The following is a 20,742-nucleotide window of genomic DNA, read 5'->3' on the forward strand; positions in this document are numbered from 1 at the left end:
GACTCCGAGGTTCGCCATGTTCAGGAAGAGGATCCACAGCACCGGGATCCCCAGGAAGACGCCCAGGACCAGGCACATCGCAGCCGCTTGGGCGTTGTTCGTCCACACCTGGGCGGCGAAGGATCCCGCGGGGTTGCTGGAGTAGTACGTCTCGTACTCGCCGCCCGGCTTCGTGAGCTCCTTCAGCTGTTCCGGGGCGGCGATGGCGCCCTGGACCTCGGGATGCGTCGCTATCCACCAGCCGATGAGCACGCCGAGGGCCGTGGAGATCAGGGCCGTCGGTATCCACCAGCGGCGGCTCCGGTAGACCGCGGCCGGGAAGCCGACGGCGAAGAAGAGCGCCGCGTCGCGCCAGCCGGAGCGGCGGGTGCCCGTGACGGTGGCGCGGGCGCGGGCCACCAGCTGGGTCAGCCGGCCGGTGAGCATGGGGTCGGGGGCGCTGGACTGGACGAGGGAGAGGTGGGTCGAGGTGCGCTGGTAGAGCGCGACGAGTTCGTCGGCTTCCTCGCCGGTCAGCTTGCGGCCCCGGCCCAGGAGCTGCTCCAGGCGGTCCCATTCCGCGCGGTGTGCCGTGACGAAGACGTCGAGATCCATCCGGTGCGCTCCCCTGCCCAGGTCCCCTGGCCGCTGTCTGTTCCTAGTGTGGTCAGCTTGGCAGACTGGATGACGTTGGGGCGGGGGCAGGTCACGTGAGAGGTGCCGTGGTGAGCGATCTGGTGACGGGGGACGCGGTCGTCCTGGGGCTGCGGCCGGCGAGGCTGCCGAGCCGGGCGTTGGCGATCGTGCTGGACCTCGCCGTCTACGTCACCGTCTACGTGCTCCTCACGGTCGGGCTGGCCCTCGCGACCGCGTCGCTGGACCCGGCCGCCCAGGCCGCCGTGGCGGTGGCGAGTTTCCTGCTGCTGCTGGTCGGCATTCCGATCGCGGTGGAGACGCTGTCCCACGGGCGCTCGCTGGGCAAGCTCGCCTGCGGGCTGCGGGTGGTGCGCGACGACGGCGGTCCGATCCGGTTCCGCCACGCGCTGGTGCGCGGGGCCCTCGGTGTGGTGGAGCTGCTGTTGACCTTCGGCACGGTGGCGGCCATCGCCTCGCTGGTGTCGGCGCGCGGGCGGCGGCTCGGGGACGTCTTCGCGGGGACCCTGGTGGTCCGGGAGCGGGTGCCGGGGGCGCGGGTGATGCCGGTACCTCCGCCGCCGCCGTGGCTGGCCGGGCGGTTCACCCAGCTGGACCTGTCGGCCGTACCGGACGGGCTGTGGCTGGCGATCCGCCAGTACCTGACCCGTATGAACCAGCTGGATCCGCAGGTGGGTGCGGCGATGGCGGCGCGGCTCGCGGACGATCTCGTGGCGCGTACGGGGGCGCCGCCGCCGGCGGGGGTGCCGGCCGCGGCCTTCCTGATGGCGGTGGTCCACGAGCGTCAGTCGCGCGATGCCGCGCGGGCTTTCCACACGGCGGCCCCGGCGTCGGCCGCTGCCGTGGCGCCCGGTACGCACCCGGCATCCGTCGCGCCCGTCGCGTACGCCCCACCCGTCGCGTACGCCGCGCCCGCCCCCGCGCCGTCGGCGCCCGTCGCGCCGGCGGCGCCCGTCGCGCCGGCGGCGCCCGTGGAGGTGCCGCACGCCGGCGGGTTCGCTCCGCCGGCCTGAGGGGTCAGCTGTCCTCGAAGGCCGAGGGCGGGGTCTCCAGGTGTTCCAGTTCGACGCCGGGGGCCGAGAGGACGACGTCGCCGGCGATGTGGACCGTGTGGACCTCGCCCGTGTCCAGGGCGGTGACGCGGTATTCGTCCACCAGGAGCGGGCCGCTGTCCGTGGGGTGTTCCTGTCGGGCCGCCAGCGCCCAGGCCTGGTCGACGGTGCGCGGGGCGAGGACCGGATCGGTGAGGGCGAGGAGCCGGACGCGGGTGGCGGGGGCGCCGGGGGTCAGGCGCAGCAGGCGGGCGGTGGCGACGAGGAAGGCCGGGGAGGTGCCGGTGAAGCCGGGGGCGGCGATGTTGCCTTCGGTGGCCTCGGTGCCGGTGGGGTCGGTGCGGACCCAGGTGACGCCGTCGAGGGCGGCCCCGCGGACCTGCCAGCTCGCGGCGTTGACCTCCAGGCGGATGGGGCGGCCGAGTTCGTCGATCGCCAGGTCGACGGAGCCGCGGTGGTCGCCGTCCGGGGTGGTCAGCTGGGAGACGTAGCGCCAGCCGGAGGGCCCGGGGGCGCAGTGGAAGTGCTCCTCGCCGAGGGGGGTGTGGTCGTGCGGGTCGTGGAGCGAGTAGCGGCCGCGGGGCATGGTGCGCACTCTTCTTCGGATCGGGGGGATACGGGGCAGGCCCCCGGCACGTGTGCCGGGGGCCTGCTTCAGGTCCGTCCGCGGTCGATCAGGCGGTGATCAGTAGCGGTAGTGGTCCGGCTTGTACGGGCCCTCGACCTTGACGCCGATGTAGTCGGCCTGCTCGGGGCGGAGGGTGGTGAGCTTGACGCCGAGGGCGTCGAGGTGGAGGCGGGCGACCTTCTCGTCGAGGTGCTTGGGGAGCACGTAGACGTCGGTCGGGTACTCCTCCGGCTTCGTGAAGAGCTCGATCTGGGCCAGGGTCTGGTCCGCGAAGGAGTTCGACATGACGAAGGACGGGTGGCCGGTCGCGTTGCCGAGGTTCAGCAGGCGGCCCTCGGAGAGGACGATCAGGACCTTGCCGTCGGGGAACGTCCAGGTGTGGACCTGGGGCTTGACCTCGTCCTTGACGATGCCGTCGACCTTGGCCAGGCCGGCCATGTCGATCTCGTTGTCGAAGTGGCCGATGTTGCCGACGATCGCCTGGTGCTTCATCTTGGCCATGTCGGAGGCCATGATGATGTCCTTGTTGCCGGTGGTCGTGATGAAGATGTCCGCGATCTCCACGACGTCGTCCAGCGTGGCGACCTGGTAGCCGTCCATGGCGGCCTGCAGGGCGCAGATCGGGTCGATCTCGGTGACGATGACGCGCGCGCCCTGGCCGCGGAGGGACTCGGCGCAGCCCTTGCCGACGTCGCCGTAGCCGCAGACGACCGCGACCTTGCCGCCGATGAGGACGTCGGTGGCGCGGTTGATGCCGTCGATCAGGGAGTGGCGGCAGCCGTACTTGTTGTCGAACTTCGACTTGGTGACGGCGTCGTTCACGTTGATCGCCGGGAAGAGCAGGTCGCCGGACTGCATCATCTCGTAGAGACGGTGCACGCCGGTGGTGGTCTCCTCGGTGACGCCGCGGATCTCGGACGCGAGCTGCGTCCACTTCTGCGGGTTCTCGGAGAGGGTGCGGTTGAGCAGCGTGAGGATGTACGCGTACTCCTCGGAGTCCGCGGTGGACGGGTCCGGGGCCTCGCCGGCCTTCTCGAACTCGACGCCCTTGTGGACGAGGAGGGTGGCGTCACCACCGTCGTCGAGGATCATGTTCGGGCCGCCGGTGGAGGTGTTCGGCCAGGTGAGCGCCTGCTCGGTGCACCACCAGTACTCCTCCAGCGTCTCGCCCTTCCAGGCGAAGACGGGGACGCCCTGCGGGTTCTCCGGGGTGCCGTTCGGGCCCACCGCGATGGCGGCGGCAGCGTGGTCCTGGGTGGAGAAGATGTTGCAGGAGGCCCAGCGGACGTCGGCGCCGAGGGCGACGAGGGTCTCGATGAGCACGGCGGTCTGCACGGTCATGTGAAGCGAGCCGGTGATGCGGGCGCCGGCGAGGGGCTGGGCCTCGGCGTACTCACGGCGGATCGACATCAGGCCCGGCATCTCGTGCTCGGCCAGGGTGATCTCCTTGCGGCCGAACGCGGCAAGGGAGAGGTCTGCGACCTTGAAGTCCATGGGTGCTGCTCCTCATGGTTCGAGAGGTGGGTACGGCTGGTCCGTGCGCCGTCCTGGGGACGGGACACCGAGCACAGTCCGTCGGGGGTCCTCTCTCCCCTCGGCCGGTCGCAGGGACCGCCCGACCCGCCATCAGCAGCGACGCCTGACACTGATGACGAATCTACACCGATCGGCGGCGGCGGCCCCAGTGGACGGAGAACTGATCAGGTGCGGATTGCGGGTCGGGCGGCCCGAGGGCGCCGCGTTTTCGGCCTGCCCGTAGCCTTTCAGCCATTCGTAACGGTGGAGGGGCGGGATTCATGGCGCGCAGGCCTGGGCGGAGACGAGGAATCTGGGCGATCGCCCTGCTGGTGCTGGGGGTGGCACTGATCGGCGGACCGATCGCGGTCACGCTGAGCCGGTTCACGGCGACCCATCAGGCCAGTGACAACATGCGGCCGACGTTCGTGCCCGGGGACCTCATCGTCATGCGCAAGGACACGTCCGGCGTGCGGCGCGGTGACGTGGCCACCTACGACCCCGGCGAGTGGGGGATGCAGGGCCCGTTCCTCGGACGTGTGGTGGCGGTCGGAGGTGACCGCATCTCCTACGCGCCGGGCGACAGCACCCTGACCCTGAACGGCCGGCCCCTCGACGAGGCCTATGTGCAGGCCGGCCCCGGGGACGGCGGGGTGCCGTTCGACGTGACGGTGCCGGACGGCCGGGTGTTCGTCCTCGGTGACAACCGCGGCAACTCCGCGGACTCACGCTTCCACCCGGAGCACGCCGACGGCACGCTGCCCGTCTCTGCCCTGGTCGCGATCGAGGAGGACCAGGAGAGCCCCCTGGTCGTCGCCCTGGGCCTGTCCATGCTCGCCGGGGCCTGTCTGCTGCCCGTGGCGCTCGGGCTGGGGATCGCCTCGCTCGTCGCGCGGCGGCGCAGGCCGGTCGAGGTGCAGGGGCCGGTATGGGGGGCCACGCGGGTGGACGCGCCGTAGGTCCCGTACGTACGCCGAAGGCCCCCGCGGGCTGCTGCTCGCGGGGGCCTTCGGCGTACGTACTACGACTACTCGGTGGCTTCGGGACGGTAGATGTCCGGCTCCAGGTAGATCACGCGGGCGATCGGGACTGCCTCGCGGATGCGGGCCTCGGCGGCGTCGATGGCGTTCGCGACCTCGGTCGCGGTGTCGTTGCCCTCGACGGCGATCTTGGCGGCGACCAGCAGTTCCTCGGGGCCGAGGTGCAGGGTGCGCATGTGGATGACGCGGGTGACGACGTCCCCGTCGACGGCCGCGGCCTTGATCTTCTCGACCTCTTCGACGCCGGCGGACTCACCGAGCAGCAGCGACTTGGTCTCCGCTGCCAGGACGATCGCGATGACGATGAGGAGGACGCCGATGCACAGGGTGCCGATGCCGTCCCAGACGCCGTTGCCGGTCAGCAGGGCGAGGCCGACGCCGACGAGGGCCAGGACCAGGCCGACGAGGGCGCCGAGGTCCTCCAGCAGCACCACGGGCAGTTCGGGGGCCTTGGCCCGCTTGACGAACTGGCTCCAGGTGAGCTTGCCGCGGACCTCGTTCGACTCCTTGATCGCGGTACGGAAGGAGAAGGACTCGGCGATGATCGCGAAGACCAGGACGCCGACGGGCCAGTACCAGGCCTCGATCGGGTGCGGCTCGTGGATCTTCTCGTAGCCCTCGTAGATGGCGAACATGCCACCGACGGTGAAGAGCACGATGGAGACGAGGAAGGCGTAGATGTAGCGCTCGCGCCCGTACCCGAAGGGGTGCTGGGGCGTCGCCTCTCGCTGGGCCTTCTTCCCGCCGAGGAGCAGCAGGCCCTGGTTCCCGGAGTCCGCCAGGGAGTGGACGCTCTCCGCGAGCATCGACGAGGAGCCACTGAAGAGGAACGCCACGAATTTGGCTACAGCGATGGCGAGGTTGGCGGCGAGTGCCGCCACGATCGCCTTGGTTCCGCCCGACGCGCTCATGGGTGCAGGGTGTCCTTCCTGGGGCCGGTGACTACGGCGGCACATTGTTGCAGCCCCTGGGACGGACGCCGCGTCAGACCACCACGGTGGCCCTGAAGACCGTTCCGTTTCCGGACAGTTCGACCTTTTCGCCCGCCGGTACGAAAGCCGATCCGCCGGGTGTGAGCGCCAGTTCGCCGACCTGCACGGAGCCCGCGGTGCACAGCAGGATCTGCGGGGTGCCGTCCGGGAGCACGTGCGGGGCGCCGCCCGGCGCCAGGAGGAAGCGGGAGAGCCTGAACTCGTCGATGGGGGCCTCGTAGACCTCCTCGCCGCCGTCGCCCTCGGGCCGCAGGACGCGAGGGTCGCTCGGCTCGAACCTGACGATCTTCAGCAGTTCGGGTACGTCCACGTGCTTGGGGGTCAGTCCGGCGCGCAGGACGTTGTCCGAGTTGGCCAGCAGCTCGACGCCGAGGCCGTCGAAGTAGGCGTGCGGGACCCCCGCGCCGAGGAACAGCGCCTCGCCGGGCTGGAGTCGGACGTGGTTGAGGAGCATCGCCGCGAGCACGCCCGGGTCCCCCGGGTACTCGTGGGCGAGGGCCGCGTACGTGGCGTACTCGCCGCCCAGGTGTGCGGCGGCGGCAGCGGTCTCGGCGACCGTGACCTCCATCTGCTCGCGGTCCGCGGTCAGTACGGCCGTCAGCACCTCGCGCAGCGCGGCCTCCTCGGGGTGGGCGCGCAGCAGGTCGGCGTACGGCTTGAGGGAGCCCACGCCGAGCCCTTCGAAGAGGTCCGCGGACGCCTGCGGGGAGCGGAAACCGCAGAGCCCGTCGAACGTCGTGATCGCGCAGATCATCTCGGGCTTGTGGTTGGGGTCCTTGTAGTTGCGGTGGGCCGCGTCGATCGGGATCCCGCGCCGCTCCTCGTCCTCGAAGCCCGCCTTCGCCTGCGCGAGGTCGGGGTGGACCTGGAGGGAGAGCGGGGCGCCCGCGGCGAGGATCTTGAAGAGGAAGGGCAGCCCTGGACCGAACTTGGCCACGGTGGAGGCGCCGAGCTCCCCCTCGGGGTCGGCGGCGATGACCTCCGCGAGCGACCTCTCGCCGGCGCCGCGGTCGACGCGCGAGGGGGCGCTCGGGTGGGCTCCCATCCACAGCTCCGCCTGCGGCTCACCGGTGGGTTCGACACCGAGGAGCGCGGGCAGGGCCGTGGTGGATCCCCAGGCGTAGGGGCGGATCGTGTTGGTCAGGCGGTCCATCGTCGTCTTCCTGGATAGATCCGGGCACGTGCGCGGGTCTCAGCTGTGTCCCCCGGAGGCCAACGCCAGGTAGGCGGTGGCGAAATCCGTGACGGCGAGCAGTTCGGCGAGCTGCTCCAGCTCGGCGCCTTCCTCCGGTTCGAGCTCGCTGATGGCCGTGTCGTGGCTGAGGGCGAGCTCGCGTGCGGCGGGTGCCGCGGTGAGGCCGCCGGCCGGCCGGTCGCGCAGCAGGACGACGCGGGCGCGAAGGGCCTGCGGCTCTTCGACGCGGTCGCGGAAGAAGTCGTCGGGGTCGGCTCCGGCGGCGAAGGCGCCGGCGAGCAGGATGCCGTGGGCGGGCAGGGCCTCGGGGAGCGCGGCGGCCAGTGCGGGGCGGCCGGCGAGCTCGGCGAGGGTGGCGGCGAAGCGGCGGCCCGCGGGGCCGGCGCCGGTGCCCTCGCTCCAGATGAGCGGCAGTGAGTCCGCCAGCTCGGCGGCGAGGGTCTTGGCCGGGTTGGAGTAGGTGGCGATGGCGGGCCCGCAGCGTTCGGCCGTCCGGTCGAGGCGGTCCGCGACCAGTTGGAGGGTGTCGGGGGCCGCGGCGATCAGGCCGACCTTGTCGAGGAGCAGCAGCAGGGGCGTCAGCAGGGCCCACAGGGCGCCCGGGCCCGCGGCGGCCGACTCGTCGAACTCCTGGTACGGAGCCTTGGCCATGGGTACGAGGAGCCCGTGCGCGCCGTCCACCGCCTCGCTCAGCGGTGAGCGTTCGGGGGCGACCGCGACGACGGTGCAGCCGCGCCGGTAGGCCTGTTCGGCGAGCAGGGCGAGCCCGGGCTCGGTGCCGTCGGTGGTGGCCACGAGCAGCAGGTCGACGGAGCCGGCCCAGCCGGGCAGGGCCCAGCGCAGGGCACCGGCGGCGTGGGCGACGCCGGTGGGGTCGAGCCGGATCACCGGGGCGGAGGCGCCCGCGAGGGCGCCGAGCAGGTCGGCGACGCCGGTGGCGGCGGTGCCGGGTCCGGCGATCAGGACCGCGCGCGGGCGGCCGTCGGGGCGCAGGCTGGCGATGCCCGCCTCGCTCGCGTGCCGGGCCGCGGTGCGGACTCTGGCTCCGGCCTCGGCCGCGCCGCGGAGCAGGCCCCGCCGGTCGACGCGGGCGAGATCGTCCGGTGCGTCGAGGAGCGACTCGTCGAGCATGGGCGGCCTCCGGCTGTTGGGTGACGGGAACCTGTCTGCGTGTGCTTGCTGTGGGGCGGCCGGCCGGGTCAGGCGGGGCGGCGGGCCTCGTCCACGAGGAGGACGGGGATGCCGTCGCGGACCGGGTACGCGAGGGCGCAGTCCTGGCCGGTGCAGAGCAGCTCGGGGGTCTCGTCGGCCGACTTGTCCTCAAGCGGTGCGTGGCAGGCGGGGCAGGCGAGGATCTGCAGGAGGCCGGCTTCGAGCGGCATGGGGCGGGTTCCCTTCGGGGATGCGGGTGGGGCGTGGTCAGCGTACCGCCGGGGCCGCGCCGGTGCGGCCTGGGGCGGGCCGGCTGCGCAGGGGCTTCGTGGGGCTCCGCCCCCCGCACCCCGCGCCTCAAGCGCCGGCGGGGCTGGAGTTGCCCGCCCGTGGCGCGAGAGCGCGGGCCGAGGGGGCGGGAAGGGCCCGGCCCCCTCGGAAGCAGACGCTCAGGCGCGGATGAGGGCCAGGGCCTCGTCGCGGACGCGGGCGAGGGTGTCCGCGTCACGGGCCTCGACGTTCAGACGCAGCAGCGGCTCGGTGTTGGAGGCGCGGACGTTGAACCACCAGTCCGCGCCCGTGACGGTGAGGCCGTCCAGCTCGTCCAGGCTCACACCCTCGCGGCCGCCGAAGGTCTCCTTCACCGCCGCGAGCCGGCCCGCCTGGTCCGCGACCGTGGAGTTGATCTCCCCGGAGCCCTCGTACCGGTCGTAGGAGGCCACCAGCTCCGACAGCGGGCCGTCCTGGCCGCCGAGGGCGGCGAGGACGTGGAGGGCGGCCAGCATGCCCGTGTCCGCGTTCCAGAAGTCCTTGAAGTAGTAGTGCGCCGAGTGCTCGCCGCCGAAGATGGCGCCCGTCTTCGCCATCTCCTCCTTGATGAAGGAGTGGCCGACGCGCGTACGGACCGGCGTGCCGCCGTTCTCGCGGACGACCTCGGGGACGGACCAGGAGGTGATCAGGTTGTGGATCACCGTGCCGGAGCCGCCGTTGCGGGCCAGCTCGCGGGCCGCGACCAGGGCGGTGATCGCCGACGGGGACACTCCCGCGCCGCGCTCGTCGACGATGAAGCAGCGGTCCGCGTCCCCGTCGAAGGCGATGCCCAGGTCCGCGCCCTCCGCCAGCACCCGCGCCTGCAGGTCGACGATGTTCTTCGGGTCCAGCGGGTTCGCCTCGTGGTTGGGGAAGGTGCCGTCCAGCTCGAAGTACATTTCGGTCACATCGAGCGGAAGGCCCTCGAACACGGTCGGTACGGTGTGGCCGCCCATGCCGTTGCCCGCGTCGACGACGACCTTCAGCGGGCGGATCGACGACAGGTCCACCAGGGACCGCAGGTGGTCCGCGTACCCCTTCAGGGAGTCCTGCTCCGTCACCGTGCCGGGCACGGTGCCCGCCGGGGCCTGCGGGGCGCCGCCCGCGTCCAGCCAGCCCTCGACCAGGGAGCGGATCTGCGACAGGCCCGTGTCCTGACCCACCGGGGCGGCACCGGCCCGGCACATCTTGATCCCGTTGTACCGGGCGGGGTTGTGCGAGGCCGTGAACATCGCGCCCGGCAGGCCGGTCGACCCGGACGCGTAGTACAGCTGGTCCGTGGAGCACAGGCCGATCAGCGTCACGTCCACGCCGCGCGCCGCGGCGCCCCGTGCGAACGCCGCCGACAGGCCGGGCGACGAAGGGCGCATGTCGTGGCCCACCACGATCGCCGATCCGCCCACGACCTCGACGAAAGCAGCACCGAACAGCTCCGCCAGGGACTCGTCCCACTCGTCCGGCACGACGCCACGCACGTCGTACGCCTTGACGATGTTCGAAAGATCTGCGGCCACTGCCTGCCCTCCTGAGGTTCCGTACGGTTCGGCAAACCTACCCTGAACCGGTGGCGGCACCCCAGATGACCCGAGCGTCAGGAATCGGGCGATCTGAGGACGCGCAGGTGCCCGCGACGGGTCTCCCCGGCGGTCTGGCCGCCCCTGCCGGCCCCGCCGGCCCCGGCCGCCCGGCCCGGAGGGCGCGCGGCTTCGCGGACGGCGTTGGCCAGTGCTTCGAGGTCGTCGCCGCTTGGGCGCGACGGACCGGACCCGTCGGACAGGCGGACGACCTCCCAGCCCCGCGGGGCGGTCAGGCGCTCCGAGTGCTCGGCGCACAGGTCGTAGCAGTGGGGTTCGGCGTATGTGGCGAGCGGGCCGAGGACTGCGGTCGAATCGGCGTAGACGTACGTCAGTGTCGCGACGGCAGGGCGGCCGCACGCGGTGCGAGAACAGCGACGTACAAGGCTCACGACGTTGGACGGTACCGCACTCTTGACCGGGCCGCGACGACTCCGCCCGTGCTCGCTCCCCCGTGTCGTGCTCGGAGCTACCCTGCGGGGGTGACGGACACCCCTCTGCCCCCCTGCCCCGCCGAGCCCCCCGCGGGGGGTCGCGCCGAGCCCAGAACGCGCCGGCGGGACCGGCACGGGCGCGGGATGCGCGGTCCGCTGGCGCCTCCGCAGGTGCCGCTGGCGGCGAGCCGGGCGGAGCTGTTCGGGGACCTCGTACGGGACTCGGTGGAGCGGTTGGAGCGGCGCTGGCCGCAGCTGTCGGACGTGGAGTTCCTCGTCGGTGACGTGCCGGGGCCGCCGGGCGGTCCGGACGGCGGGTGGAACGACGAGGCGGTGCCGCTCGGTGCGGTGTCGGAGCCCCGCCAGGGGCGGCCGGCCCGGATCGTGGTGTTCCGCCGGCCGGTGGAGATCCGTACCAAGACGCGCGACGAGAAGGCGGTGCTCGTCCACGAGATCGTGGTGGAGCAGGTCGCGGAACTGCTCGGGCTGACCCCGGAGACGGTGGACCCCCGCTACGGCCAGGACTGATCCGGGCCGTGGCGGGGCCGGCCCGTCACCTGGTCAGGACGGTGAGGTCTTGGGTGGCCTTGGGGACGGACACCGTGGAGTGGTCGTCGGAGAGGCCCTGGACGGTGAACATGGTGATGCCGTCGTTCGGGAGCGACAGGGTGCGGGCCGCGTGGACCGGGCCGCCCGAGAGGGTCTCGACGGTGAGGGCGTAGGAGCCCTTCCCGCCGGCGGGGGCCAGGGTCAGCGTCTGGGTGGTGCCCGCCTTGACCGTGACCTCCTGGGAGGCCGGCTCGCCGCCGCCGGTGCCCGGTGACGCCGTCACCTTGACCTTCGCCTCGGCGCTCGGGGCGGTGAGCGACAGCAGGGTGGTGTTCTCCTCGGGCCGGTTGTCGGCGACGGTGGCGCGGGTGCCGACCGGCGGGGTGGCGGGGATGAACCCGAGTTCCTGCTTGGCACCGCTGCCGCGGACCACGCGTACGGCGGCGACCAGCGGTGCGGCCTTCTTGGCGTCGGTGGGGGTGAGCACCAGCGAGCCGGGCTCGCCGCGGGTGAGGTCCTTGAGGTCCGTCACCGCCGTCATCCCGGCCTTGACGTGCAGTTGCTCGCTGCCGGCCGGGCTGATGGAGCCGCCCGGTCCGGCCAGGCGCACCTTGAGGTCCGCGTCCTCCTCGCCGGGCACGAAGGCGACCAGCCGTACGGAGGCGGCGTCCGCCGGGATGCCGGGCAGCACCAGGGAGCCCGTCGGGTCGGTGGAGGCGGGCAGCCAGTCGGCGCCCACGCCCTCCTCGCCGACCTGCACGGAGGCGCCGACCCGGCCGGCGCGGGTCGTCACGTGGGCGGTGGCGTCGGCGAGCTGGGTCGCGGGGAGGAGGGAGGAGAGCAGGACGGTCTTGGTGGACCTGGGGTCGACGCGGATGTTCTCGCCGGTGCCCGCGTCGAGCTTGGCCATGCCGTCGGGGCCGAAGAGGCTGATGTCGACGACGGCCGCGGCGTCGTCGGGGTTGGTGAGGTGGAGGTAGTCCTCGCGGCCCTTGGCGGTGCTGACCGCGGGGAACCAGAAGTCGGTGCCGGGCGCCGTGCAGCCGACACCGAGGACACCCCTGGCCCGGCCGACCGGGACCTTCGTGGTCAGCTGCGCCGTCCAGCCGGGGGCGAGGACCCCGTCGGCGCTGCCGGTGAGGGCGGGGGCGTCGGCTCCGTTGGCGGTGGCGCCGACGGGCTTGCCGGCTTCCTTGGGTTCCAGGACGGGTTTGGCGTCCTTGGTGGCGCCGAGCAGCCGGGCCGAGCCCTTGCCCTCTCCGGCGGGGGCGCCGGGCGTGAAGGAGGTGTACGTGGTCTCCGCGACGTCCGAGGAACTGGGCCCGGGGCAGACCAGCAGGGACCGCTCGACCGGCATCCGGGCGGAGGCGGCGGCCTTGCCGTCGGAGGCCGTGCCCGCGGGGGCGGGCGCGGTGAGGGCGGCGACGCCGGTGAGGGCGGCCAGCGCCGCGGTCACGGCCGCCAGCGTCAGGGGTGCGCGCTGCTTCACTGCTGGTGGCTCCCGTCAGGACGCTGGTCGTGCCGTGCGTGGACGTCGTGGGGTGGGTACTGCTCGTAGGGCTCGTACGGGTACGGGTACTGCTGCCCGTCCTGGCCGGGGGCCGGCTGGTGCTGCTGCTGGGGGTGCTGCGGGTGCTGCGGGTACGGGGTGTCGTAGGCCGCGCCGCCCTGCTGCTGGTCGTACCCGGTGTGCTGCTGCTCGTACGGGTAGTGCTGCTGGGGCTGCTGGGGTTCGTACGCGTAGCCGCCCTGGTCGTCGTAGGCCTGGTACGCGTAGGAGTCCTCCCCGTACACCGGCTGCGCCGGGATCTGCGCGTACGGGTCGGCGGCGGCGGCGGTCTCCACCGGGCCGGGGGCGGCGTCCGCCTCGGCCTCGGAGCGGAGCCGGCGGGCGCGGCGGCCCTCGCCGGCTTCGCCCGGGCCGGGGCGGGAGGCGGGCTCGGCCTCCTCCTCGGGCAGGTCGTCGTCGAGCTGGGCGCGCCGGCCGGGCAGGGCCATGACCAGCAGGACCAGGGCGAGGAGGCCCTGGGTCCAGTTCCAGGCGGTGCGCAGCAGGGAGTCCTCGTGGACGAGGTCGAGGCGGCCTCCGCCGGCGGGGAGTTCGAAGCCCTGGGCCCAGCCGTCGAGGGTCTTGGCCTTGAGCGGCTTGCCGTCGAGGGTGGCCTTCCAGTCGGCGTCGGCGCGGTCGGCGATGCGCAGCACGCGGCCGGTCTCACCGGCGGGGATCTTGCCGTGGGCCTCGACGGGGCCCGCTGCGACGGGGATCGGGGCCTCGCCCTGCTTGGCGGAGACGATGACGGCGCGCGGCAGCCAGGGCTCGACGCCCCACAGGGCGGTGCCGTCCTGCTGGTGGCGCCGGCTGAGGCCGGGGGTCGCGTCGAGGACGCGGCGGATGTCCTCGGGTCCGCCGGGGCGGAACATCACGAAGCGGATGGCGTAGGCGCTGAGCTGGCTGGACTGGTCGGCTCCGGAGCCGGCGACGAGGTTGGAGACGACCTTGTCGAGGCGGGGGTCGTCGCCGGTCCGGGCGGTGATCTCGGCGTCGCCGATGCGGCCGCCGGGGCCGCGGACGAGGCTGTAGGAGACGGCGGCGGGCCCGTCGACGTCGAGGAGGAGGGTGCGGGTCTGGTTGTCGTCGCCGCCGGCGTCCGCGACGAACGCCGGTACCTGTACGGGGTCGCGGCGCTGGAGGGGGCCGTCGGCGCCGGCGACCATCCAGGTGGCCGCGGCGATGAGCGGGCCCGCGGCGGCGGCGAGGGCGACGAGGGCGGCGAGCGGCTGGCGCCAGCCGAAGTTGCGGGCGGCGACCCGGTGCTTGGCGCCGTCCGCGCCGACGGTGGCGGCGGCGAGGAGGGCGAGGCCGTAGACGAGGGTGGCGGGGCCGGCCCAGGCGGTGCGGTTGGCGAGGACGGCGAGGAGGAGCGCGGCCAGGGCGGTGGCCCAGGCGGTGCGGACGGCGAACTGCCGGTCGGCGCGGAGCAGGGCGGCCAGGGCGGCGAGGACGATGCCGGCGAGCAGCAGGCGGGCGCCGGTGCCGGGACCGCCGGGGCTGATGCCGAGCAGGTCCAGGGCGCCCGCGGAGCCGGCTCCGTAGGGCAGTCCGGCCTCCTGGAGGAAGCGGCCGGGGTGGGTGAGCAGGCCCAGCGACCAGGGGGCGAGGACGAGGAGGGGGACGGTGAGGGTGGCGAGCAGCCGCAGGCCGTAGGTCTTCCACTGCGCGCGGCGCAGGACGAGCGCGGCGGTGCCGAGGAGGAGGGCGAGCGGCCAGACGACCGGGGTGAAGGCGGTGGCCACGGTCAGCAGGAGGGTGTACGTCCACACGGCGCGCCAGCCGCCCCGCTGTTCGGCGGCGGCGGGCTCGCCGAGGCCGAAGGCGGCGACGGCGGAGCGGGCGGTGAGGGGGAGTACGACGGCGAGGACGGCGGTGCCGATGCGGCCGCCGGCCAGGGCGCCGGTGACGGCGGGGAGGAAGGCGTAGGCGGTGGCGGCCCAGGCGCGCAGCAGCCGGGATTCGACGAGGGGCCGGGAGGCGAAGTAGGCGGTGAGGCCGGCCAGCGGCACGGATCCGACGAGCAGGAGGGTCAAGGCGGCGTGGGTGGAGCCGAACAGCAGGGTGGAGAGGGCGCCGAGGGCGGCCAGGTAGGGCGGTGCGGCTGCGGTGGAGCCGGTGCCCACGGGGTGCCAGGCGTCGGTGTGGATGCTCCACAGGTCGAGGCCGCTGCCGGGGGCGGGCAGCAGGGCGCCGCCCATGAGGGAGCCGCCGCCGATCAGGGCGCGGCAGGCGGCGAGGGAGACCAGAAGGAGCAGTCCGAAGAGGAAGGGGCCGGGGTTGCGGGCGATCCGCTTGAGGCGTGCGAAGCGCTCGGTCTCCTGGTAGTCGCCGTCCTCGCCGGGGGCGTTGAGGATGCTGCCTCCGCCGTGGCGGCCGGCGGGGGCGGAGTCGGTGTGGCGGTCGCCGGCGAAGTATCCGGCGAGCTGGTCGGCGTTGGCCCGCAGGGAGGCTCCCGGCGGCGGGAAGAGCGGGCGCAGCTCGGAGGCGGGAACGGCGGGGCGGCGGCGGGCCCTGCGGGCGGCGAGGAGGCGGCCGGGGCGCAGCAGGGTGGCGAGGAGGCCGGTGATCTCGTCGACGGCCTGGCCGGGGGCCTTGCCGATCAGGTAGGCGAGGGTGCGCAGGACGGTGCCGAGGACGACGCGCAGCAGTACGTAGGGCAGGGCCCGGCCGGAGCTGTTGGCGAGGACGGTGTAGACGGCGCCGGCCTTGTCGACGCGGTGCGGGCCGGCGGTGGTGCGGCCGGCGCAGTCGACGGTGCGGCGTTCGCGGGCGGAGGCCTCGGCGTGGCGCATGACGGCGTCGGGTGCGACGAGGACGGTGTGGCCGGCGCTCTGGGCGCGCCAGCACAGGTCGGCGTCGTCGCGCATGAGGGGCAGGCGCCGGTCGAAGCCGCCGAGCTCGTCGTAGACGTCGCGGCGTACGAGCATGCCGGCGGTGGAGACGGAGAGGACGGGGCGGACCTGGTCGTGCTGGCCCTGGTCCTGTTCGCGGCGGTCGAGGCCGGTCCAGCGGCGGCCGCTGCGGGTGATGGTGACGCCGGCTTCGAGGAGCTGCTTCTTGTCGTACCAGCCGCGGAGCTTGGGGCCGATGATCGCGGCGTCGGGGTTCTCGTCGGCGACGCGGAGCAGTTCGGTGAGGGCGTCGGGTTCGGGGGCGCTGTCGTCGTGCAGGAGCCAGAGCCACTGGACGGGTTCGCCGTGGGGGAGCTCGGGGAGGTCGTAGGCGTCGTCGCGCCAGGTGCGGCTGACGGGGTCCCAGCCGCTGGGGCGCTTGAGGTACGGGAGGTCTTCGGGGCTCAGGGTGCCTGCGGTGCGGGCGGATTCGTCGACGGCGGTGCCGAATCCGGTGCGGCGGGCGAGGTGGAGGACGCGTTCGTCGCCGAGGGCTTCGGTGAGGAGTCGCGCGGACTCGTCGGAGCTGCCGGTGTCGGCGGCGACGTGGTTCTGCGCGGGGCGTTCCTGGCCGAGGAGGCCGGCGAGCGTGCGGGGCAGCCAGCGGGCGCCGTCGTGGGCGACGAGGACCGCGGTGACGACGTGCCGGGGGAACTGTGGTGCGTCGGGGGCCTGGTAGGAGGCCGTCGACTGGCTGTGCAGGGACATCGCGGTACGGGCCCTCCGGCCGGGGGTCCGGGGGTGGTGTGCCCTCGGAGGCTGCTGGACAGCGCCTTACCCTAACGGCTGCCAAAGCAGCGGTCCGCCTCCTGCGGGGAAGGTGCAGGAGGCGGACCGTGTGTGGTGCTCGTTGTTCGGCTGTGCGTGGTGCTCGACGGCTTGCCCGGATGTTCGGATATGTCGTGCGGGGTGCTGCGGTGCCGGGCCGGCGGTGCTGCCGGCGGCGTCAGACGGCCGCCTTTTTCAGGCGTCGGCGCTCACGCTCGGACAGGCCGCCCCAGATGCCGAATCGCTCGTCGTTGGCGAGGGCGTACTCAAGGCATTCGGAGCGGACCTCGCAGGCGAGGCAGACCTTCTTGGCCTCACGGGTGGAGCCGCCCTTCTCGGGAAAGAAGGATTCGGGGTCGGTCTGGGCGCACAGGGCGCGCTCCTGCCATCCGAGCTCCTCGTCCGCTTCCTCGACCAGCAGTTCCTGAAACAGCTCGGTCATGTGCGCCCCTCGCTCTGTTGGTGCGTCCCCGTGGTCACGTCGTCACTCATAGCTACGTAACGACACGAGTGAAATTACAAGTGCGTGGCTCCGGGGCAGTCAAGCCGGGATCTGCTATTGGGCCCCTTATTCACTCTGCGGAACCAAGCGTATGCAGAAAGTGTTCATATCGCCAAAAATCGTGACACATGCCATTGGCGTCCTCGGATGTCACCTTCACCCGTTATCCACGCGTCACCTCGAAGCGGGGTTGCGATCGGTTCCGAAGAGCGGCGCAGATCACATTCAGGTCACGACATGGCGGGATCAGGTTTAGCCTCGGCGCAGCGCAGATGCCCCGCCGCGGGTTGCACAAACCTTTCTCCGATCACAGTAACCGGATGAGGTGAAACTTTTACCCCCAAACCGGACATCGGGTTGACAGCCGGACCCCGGACCCGGTCTCCTTGTCCGCATGTCAGCGCCCGCAGCCACCACCCGGACCCCCATTCGTGGGTTCCTGTGCGCTGCCCAGGTTCGCTGTTGCTGTTGCTGCTGTTGATGCCCGTGGAGCCCCGGCTCCACAGAGCTCCGGCCCTCCCCCACAGCGACCGCCAGCACGACTGACATCCGTCGAGGTACATCCCGATGAACAGCACCACCGCCGCCACCGCTCCCGCCGCGACCGCCTCCGCGACCGTCGAGAGCGACCTCCAGATCGCCGGCGACATCCTCTCCGTCCAGCACCTCCTCCAGCCCGCCCGCGAACACCCGGCCACCGTCGCCGAGTTCGTCGGCCTGGCCCGCTCCATCGCCGAGGACCGCGCCTCCTGGGAGCACCTCGTCCGGTACGACGCCACCACGCGCTGGTACCACCGGCTGCGCACCGGCCCCGGCTACGAGGTCTGGCTGCTCAGCTGGGTCCCCGGACAGGGCAGCGGCCTGCACGACCACGGCGCCTCCTCGGGCGTCCTGACGGTCCTGGAGGGCGAGCTCACCGAGCACACCTCCCGCGGGCGGCTCACCCACCGCGCCGGGGGCCAGCGCCTCTTCGCCCCCGGCTACGCCCACGAGGTCGTCAACGACACCCTCGACGGCGCGGTCAGCCTGCACGTCTACTTCCCCGGACTGACCGAGATGCCGATGCACAACTGCTCCCCGGCCGACACCGAGTCCCTCCCCGCCTGACGGCCCGTCGCCCGACCGCCACCCCTCACCGACAGCCTTCGGCTGACACACTGTCCGTATGCGCATTGTTGTTCTGGCCGGCGGTATAGGCGGCGCCCGGTTCCTTCGCGGACTCAAGTCGGCGGTGCCCGACGCGGACATCACGGTCATCGGCAACACCGGTGACGACATTCACCTCTTCGGGCTCAAGGTCTGCCCCGACCTGGACACGGTGATGTACACCCTCGGCGGTGGCATCAACGAGGACCAGGGCTGGGGCCGCACCGACGAGTCCTTCACCGTCAAGGAGGAGCTCGCCGCCTACGGGGTCGGACCCACGTGGTTCGGCCTCGGGGACCGCGACTTCGCCACCCACATCGTCCGCACGCAGATGCTCGGCGCCGGGTACCCGCTGAGCGCCGTCACCGAAGCCCTCTGCGACCGCTGGCAGCCCGGCGTGCGACTGCTGCCCATGTCCGACGACCGGGTCGAGACCCACGTCGCGATCACCGAGACCGGCACCGGCGAGCGCCGCGTCGTCCACTTCCAGGAGTACTGGGTCCGGCTGCGCGCCTCGGTCGACGCCGAGGCCGTCGTACCCGTGGGGGCCGAGCAGGCCAAGCCCGCGCCCGGCGTACTGGAGGCCATCGCCGCGGCCGACGTGATCGTCTTCCCGCCGTCCAACCCCGTGGTGTCGGTGGGCACCATCCTCGCCGTGCCCGGGATCCGCGAAGCCGTCGCCGCCGCGGACGCCCCCGTCGTGGGCCTCTCCCCCATCGTCGGCGGCGCGCCCGTACGCGGCATGGCCGACAAGGTGCTCGCCGCGGTCGGCGTCGAGGCCACCGCCGCCGCGGTCGCCCTGCACTACGGCACCGAGCTGCTCGACGGCTGGCTGGTCGACACCGCCGACGCGGACGCGGTCGCCGCGGTGGAGGCCGCCGGGATCAACTGCCGCGCGGTGCCGCTGATGATGACCGACCTGGAGGCCACCGCCGAGATGGCCCGGGCCGCGCTGGAGCTGGCGGAGGCCTCTCGGTGACGGGCGCGCCCTCGTACGAGGTGCGGGCCGTCGAAGGGATTCCGGAGGTCAGGCCGGGCGACGACCTGGCGAAGCTGATCACGACGGCCGCGCCCGACCTGCGCGACGGCGACGTCCTCCTCGTCACCTCGAAGATCGTCTCCAAGGCCGAGGGGCGGATCGTACGGGCCGACTCGCGCGAGGCGGCCATCGACGCGGAGACCGTACGGGTCGTCGCGCGCCGGGGCCCGCTGCGGATCGTCGAGAACCGGCAGGGCCTGGTCATGGCCGCGGCCGGCGTGGACGCCTCCAACACCGCCCCCGGCACCGTACTGCTGCTGCCCGAGGACCCGGACGCCTCCGCCGCCGCGATCCGCGCCGGGGTGCGCGACGCGCTCCGCGTGGACGTGGGCGTTGTCGTGACCGACACCTTCGGGCGGCCGTGGCGCAACGGGCTGACCGACGTGGCCGTCGGCTCGGCCGGGGTGCGGGTCCTGGACGACCTGCGCGGCGCCGCCGACACCCACGGCAATCCGCTGAGCGCGACGGTCGTGGCGACGGCGGACGAGCTCGCGGCCGCCGGCGACCTGGTCAAGGGCAAGGCCGCCGGACTGCCCGTGGCCGTCGTACGGGGGCTGGCGCACGTCATGGGCGAGGGCGGCTCGGCGCGGGACCTGGTCCGCGCCCCCGCCGACGACATGTTCCGGCTCGGCACTTCGGAGGCGGTACGGGAGGCCGTGACGCAGCGCCGGACCGTACGGGCCTTCACGGCGGAGCCGGTGGACCCGGGCGCGGTACGGCGGGCGGTGGCGGCGGCCGTGACGGCGCCGGCCCCGCACCACACGACGCCGTGGCGGTTCGTCCTGCTGGAGTCCGAGTCCGCGCGGGTGCGGCTGCTGGACGCGATGCGGGACGCGTGGATCGCGGACCTGCGCTCGGACGGCAAGTCCGAGGAGTCCATCGCGAAGCGGGTACGGCGCGGGGACGTGCTGCGGGCCGCCCCGTACCTGGTGGTGCCGTGTCTGGTGACGGACGGTGCGCACCACTACGGGCACGCCCGGCGGGACGCCGCCGAGCGGGAGATGTTCGTGGTGGCGATGGGCGCGGGCGTGCAGAACCTGCTGGTGGCGCTGGCCGGGGAGCGGCTGGGGTCGGCGTGGGTGTCCTCGACGATGTTCTGCCGGGACGTGGTGCGGGAGGTGCTGGAGCTGCCGCCGGACTGGGACCCGATGGGGACGGTGGCGGTCGGCCACCCGGCGGCGGCCCCGCCGCAGCGGCCGGGTCGGGCGGCGGAGGACTTCGTCGAGGTCCGCTGACGCCGTACGCCTGCGGCGGGCCCAGCGGAGCGAACCCGGCCCGCCGCGGGTCTGGACGGGCGGGATCGTGGCGACCTGGGTCCTGTCTGGAGTTCCGGCGCGGCAGGAGGAGCGGCGTCTGGTGGCGTCGAATCCAAGGCGGAGGAGGGAGTCGACGCGGAGCGTCGGCGACTGACGACAACGCCGGAAGCGGCGGTGCCAGACGCCGCAACGCCGCGGGGGGACTCCAGACAGGACCTACGGGGGTGCGGCGAGCCGGCCGCGCCCGGCGCTGCGGGGTGGCGTCGCCGGGCGGGCGGGGCCCGGCCCCGGGCCGCCCGTCACAGCGCGAGGGTCCGAGGGGGTGTCGTCGAAGTGGCGTCGGCCCCCCGTGAGGGCGGGGGTGGCGGGGTCCGGTGCGTGCGCTCGCAAGGCGGAGGAGGGAGCCGACGCGGGCACCCCCTGGGGCGTGTTGCGAAAGTGGCGTCGTCCGCCCGCAGGGCGGTGCTCGCGGTGTCTGGTGCGGTGCCTCGCAAGGCGGAGGGTCGTCCGCGTAC

General features: G+C 73.4%; 18 protein-coding genes (1 of these 18 cut by a window edge). 6 read left to right on the plus strand and 12 right to left on the minus strand.

What is annotated here, in order from left to right; translation table 11 throughout:
- Positions 1-594: the 5' portion of a stage II sporulation protein M gene (locus BSL84_RS12930; RefSeq protein WP_030036193.1), read on the minus strand. Its footprint begins 414 nt before the window's first position; the window shows 594 of its 1,008 coding nt (coding positions 1-594); the start codon lies at positions 592-594; the stop codon falls past the left edge of the window.
- A 110-nt stretch (positions 595-704) separates the two neighbouring features.
- Between BSL84_RS12930 and BSL84_RS12935 the strand changes: the two genes are divergently transcribed.
- Entirely contained in the window at positions 705-1,646 is a 942-nt protein-coding gene (locus tag BSL84_RS12935) for an RDD family protein (RefSeq protein ID WP_234363456.1), read from the plus strand.
- Positions 1,647-1,650: 4 nt separating this feature from the next.
- Here the strand turns inward: BSL84_RS12935 and BSL84_RS12940 are convergent, their stop codons facing one another.
- Positions 1,651-2,271 (minus strand): hypothetical protein, encoded by a 621-nt coding sequence (locus BSL84_RS12940; RefSeq protein WP_030029721.1) that lies wholly within the window; start codon positions 2,269-2,271, stop codon positions 1,651-1,653.
- Positions 2,272-2,370: 99 nt separating this feature from the next.
- Positions 2,371-3,807, minus strand: coding sequence for an adenosylhomocysteinase (ahcY, locus tag BSL84_RS12945; protein ID WP_030029718.1), 1,437 nt, complete (start codon positions 3,805-3,807; stop codon positions 2,371-2,373).
- A 302-nt stretch (positions 3,808-4,109) separates the two neighbouring features.
- Here ahcY and lepB point away from each other — a divergent pair, with 302 nt between their 5' ends.
- On the plus strand, positions 4,110-4,787 hold the full coding sequence (gene lepB, locus BSL84_RS12950; RefSeq protein WP_079273181.1) for a signal peptidase I: 678 nt from the start codon (positions 4,110-4,112) through the stop codon (positions 4,785-4,787).
- Positions 4,788-4,855: 68 nt separating this feature from the next.
- On the opposite strand, the gene BSL84_RS12955 is transcribed toward lepB, so the two are convergent.
- The 6 genes from BSL84_RS12955 to BSL84_RS12980 form a co-directional block, all read right to left on the minus strand.
- Positions 4,856-5,779: a cation diffusion facilitator family transporter gene (locus tag BSL84_RS12955; RefSeq protein WP_030029716.1), complete on the minus strand. Its 924-nt coding sequence runs from the start codon at positions 5,777-5,779 to the stop codon at positions 4,856-4,858.
- A 73-nt stretch (positions 5,780-5,852) separates the two neighbouring features.
- Entirely contained in the window at positions 5,853-7,013 is a 1,161-nt protein-coding gene (gene manA, locus BSL84_RS12960; protein ID WP_030029714.1) for a mannose-6-phosphate isomerase, class I, read from the minus strand.
- Positions 7,014-7,052: 39 nt separating this feature from the next.
- Positions 7,053-8,186 (minus strand): SIS domain-containing protein, encoded by a 1,134-nt coding sequence (locus BSL84_RS12965; RefSeq protein ID WP_075970384.1) that lies wholly within the window; start codon positions 8,184-8,186, stop codon positions 7,053-7,055.
- 68 nt (positions 8,187-8,254) lie between these two features.
- A complete protein-coding gene (locus tag BSL84_RS12970) occupies positions 8,255-8,437 on the minus strand; it encodes a Trm112 family protein (RefSeq protein ID WP_030032543.1) in 183 nt (60 codons plus the stop codon).
- 219 nt (positions 8,438-8,656) lie between these two features.
- On the minus strand, positions 8,657-10,030 hold the full coding sequence (locus tag BSL84_RS12975; RefSeq protein WP_030032541.1) for a phosphomannomutase/phosphoglucomutase: 1,374 nt from the start codon (positions 10,028-10,030) through the stop codon (positions 8,657-8,659).
- A gap of 77 nt (positions 10,031-10,107) precedes the next feature.
- On the minus strand, positions 10,108-10,482 hold the full coding sequence (locus BSL84_RS12980; protein ID WP_075970385.1) for a DUF3499 domain-containing protein: 375 nt from the start codon (positions 10,480-10,482) through the stop codon (positions 10,108-10,110).
- A gap of 90 nt (positions 10,483-10,572) precedes the next feature.
- On the opposite strand from BSL84_RS12980, the gene BSL84_RS12985 reads away from it, so the two are divergent.
- Positions 10,573-11,052 carry a metallopeptidase family protein gene (locus BSL84_RS12985; RefSeq protein ID WP_376506614.1) on the plus strand — a complete coding sequence of 160 codons (480 nt, stop codon included), beginning with the start codon at positions 10,573-10,575 and terminating at the stop codon, positions 11,050-11,052.
- A 25-nt stretch (positions 11,053-11,077) separates the two neighbouring features.
- Here the strand turns inward: BSL84_RS12985 and BSL84_RS12990 are convergent, their stop codons facing one another.
- The 3 genes from BSL84_RS12990 to BSL84_RS13000 form a co-directional block, all read right to left on the minus strand.
- Positions 11,078-12,562 (minus strand): DUF5719 family protein, encoded by a 1,485-nt coding sequence (locus BSL84_RS12990; protein WP_075970386.1) that lies wholly within the window; start codon positions 12,560-12,562, stop codon positions 11,078-11,080.
- Complete coding sequence (locus BSL84_RS12995; RefSeq protein ID WP_075970387.1) at positions 12,559-16,224, minus strand: glycosyltransferase family 2 protein; 3,666 nt, start codon at positions 16,222-16,224, stop codon at positions 12,559-12,561. The genes BSL84_RS12990 and BSL84_RS12995 overlap by 4 nt, the downstream gene beginning before the upstream one ends.
- A gap of 238 nt (positions 16,225-16,462) precedes the next feature.
- On the minus strand, positions 16,463-16,726 hold the full coding sequence (locus BSL84_RS13000; protein WP_003983763.1) for a WhiB family transcriptional regulator: 264 nt from the start codon (positions 16,724-16,726) through the stop codon (positions 16,463-16,465).
- Between the two features lie 627 nt (positions 16,727-17,353).
- Between BSL84_RS13000 and BSL84_RS13005 the strand changes: the two genes are divergently transcribed.
- From BSL84_RS13005 to BSL84_RS13015, 3 genes are read left to right on the plus strand one after another with little or no spacing between them, the layout of a single operon-like run.
- Positions 17,354-17,893, plus strand: coding sequence for a cysteine dioxygenase (locus tag BSL84_RS13005; RefSeq protein ID WP_075970388.1), 540 nt, complete (start codon positions 17,354-17,356; stop codon positions 17,891-17,893).
- Positions 17,894-17,951: 58 nt separating this feature from the next.
- Positions 17,952-18,911 carry a 2-phospho-L-lactate transferase gene (gene cofD / locus BSL84_RS13010; RefSeq protein ID WP_030030374.1) on the plus strand — a complete coding sequence of 320 codons (960 nt, stop codon included), beginning with the start codon at positions 17,952-17,954 and terminating at the stop codon, positions 18,909-18,911.
- Positions 18,908-20,206: a coenzyme F420-0:L-glutamate ligase gene (locus tag BSL84_RS13015; protein ID WP_045323787.1), complete on the plus strand. Its 1,299-nt coding sequence runs from the start codon at positions 18,908-18,910 to the stop codon at positions 20,204-20,206. Before cofD ends, BSL84_RS13015 begins: the two co-directional genes overlap by 4 nt.
- Positions 20,207-20,742 lie beyond the last annotated feature (536 nt).

Source organism: Streptomyces sp. TN58 (assembly GCF_001941845.1).
Classification (GTDB): Bacteria; Actinomycetota; Actinomycetes; order Streptomycetales; family Streptomycetaceae; genus Streptomyces.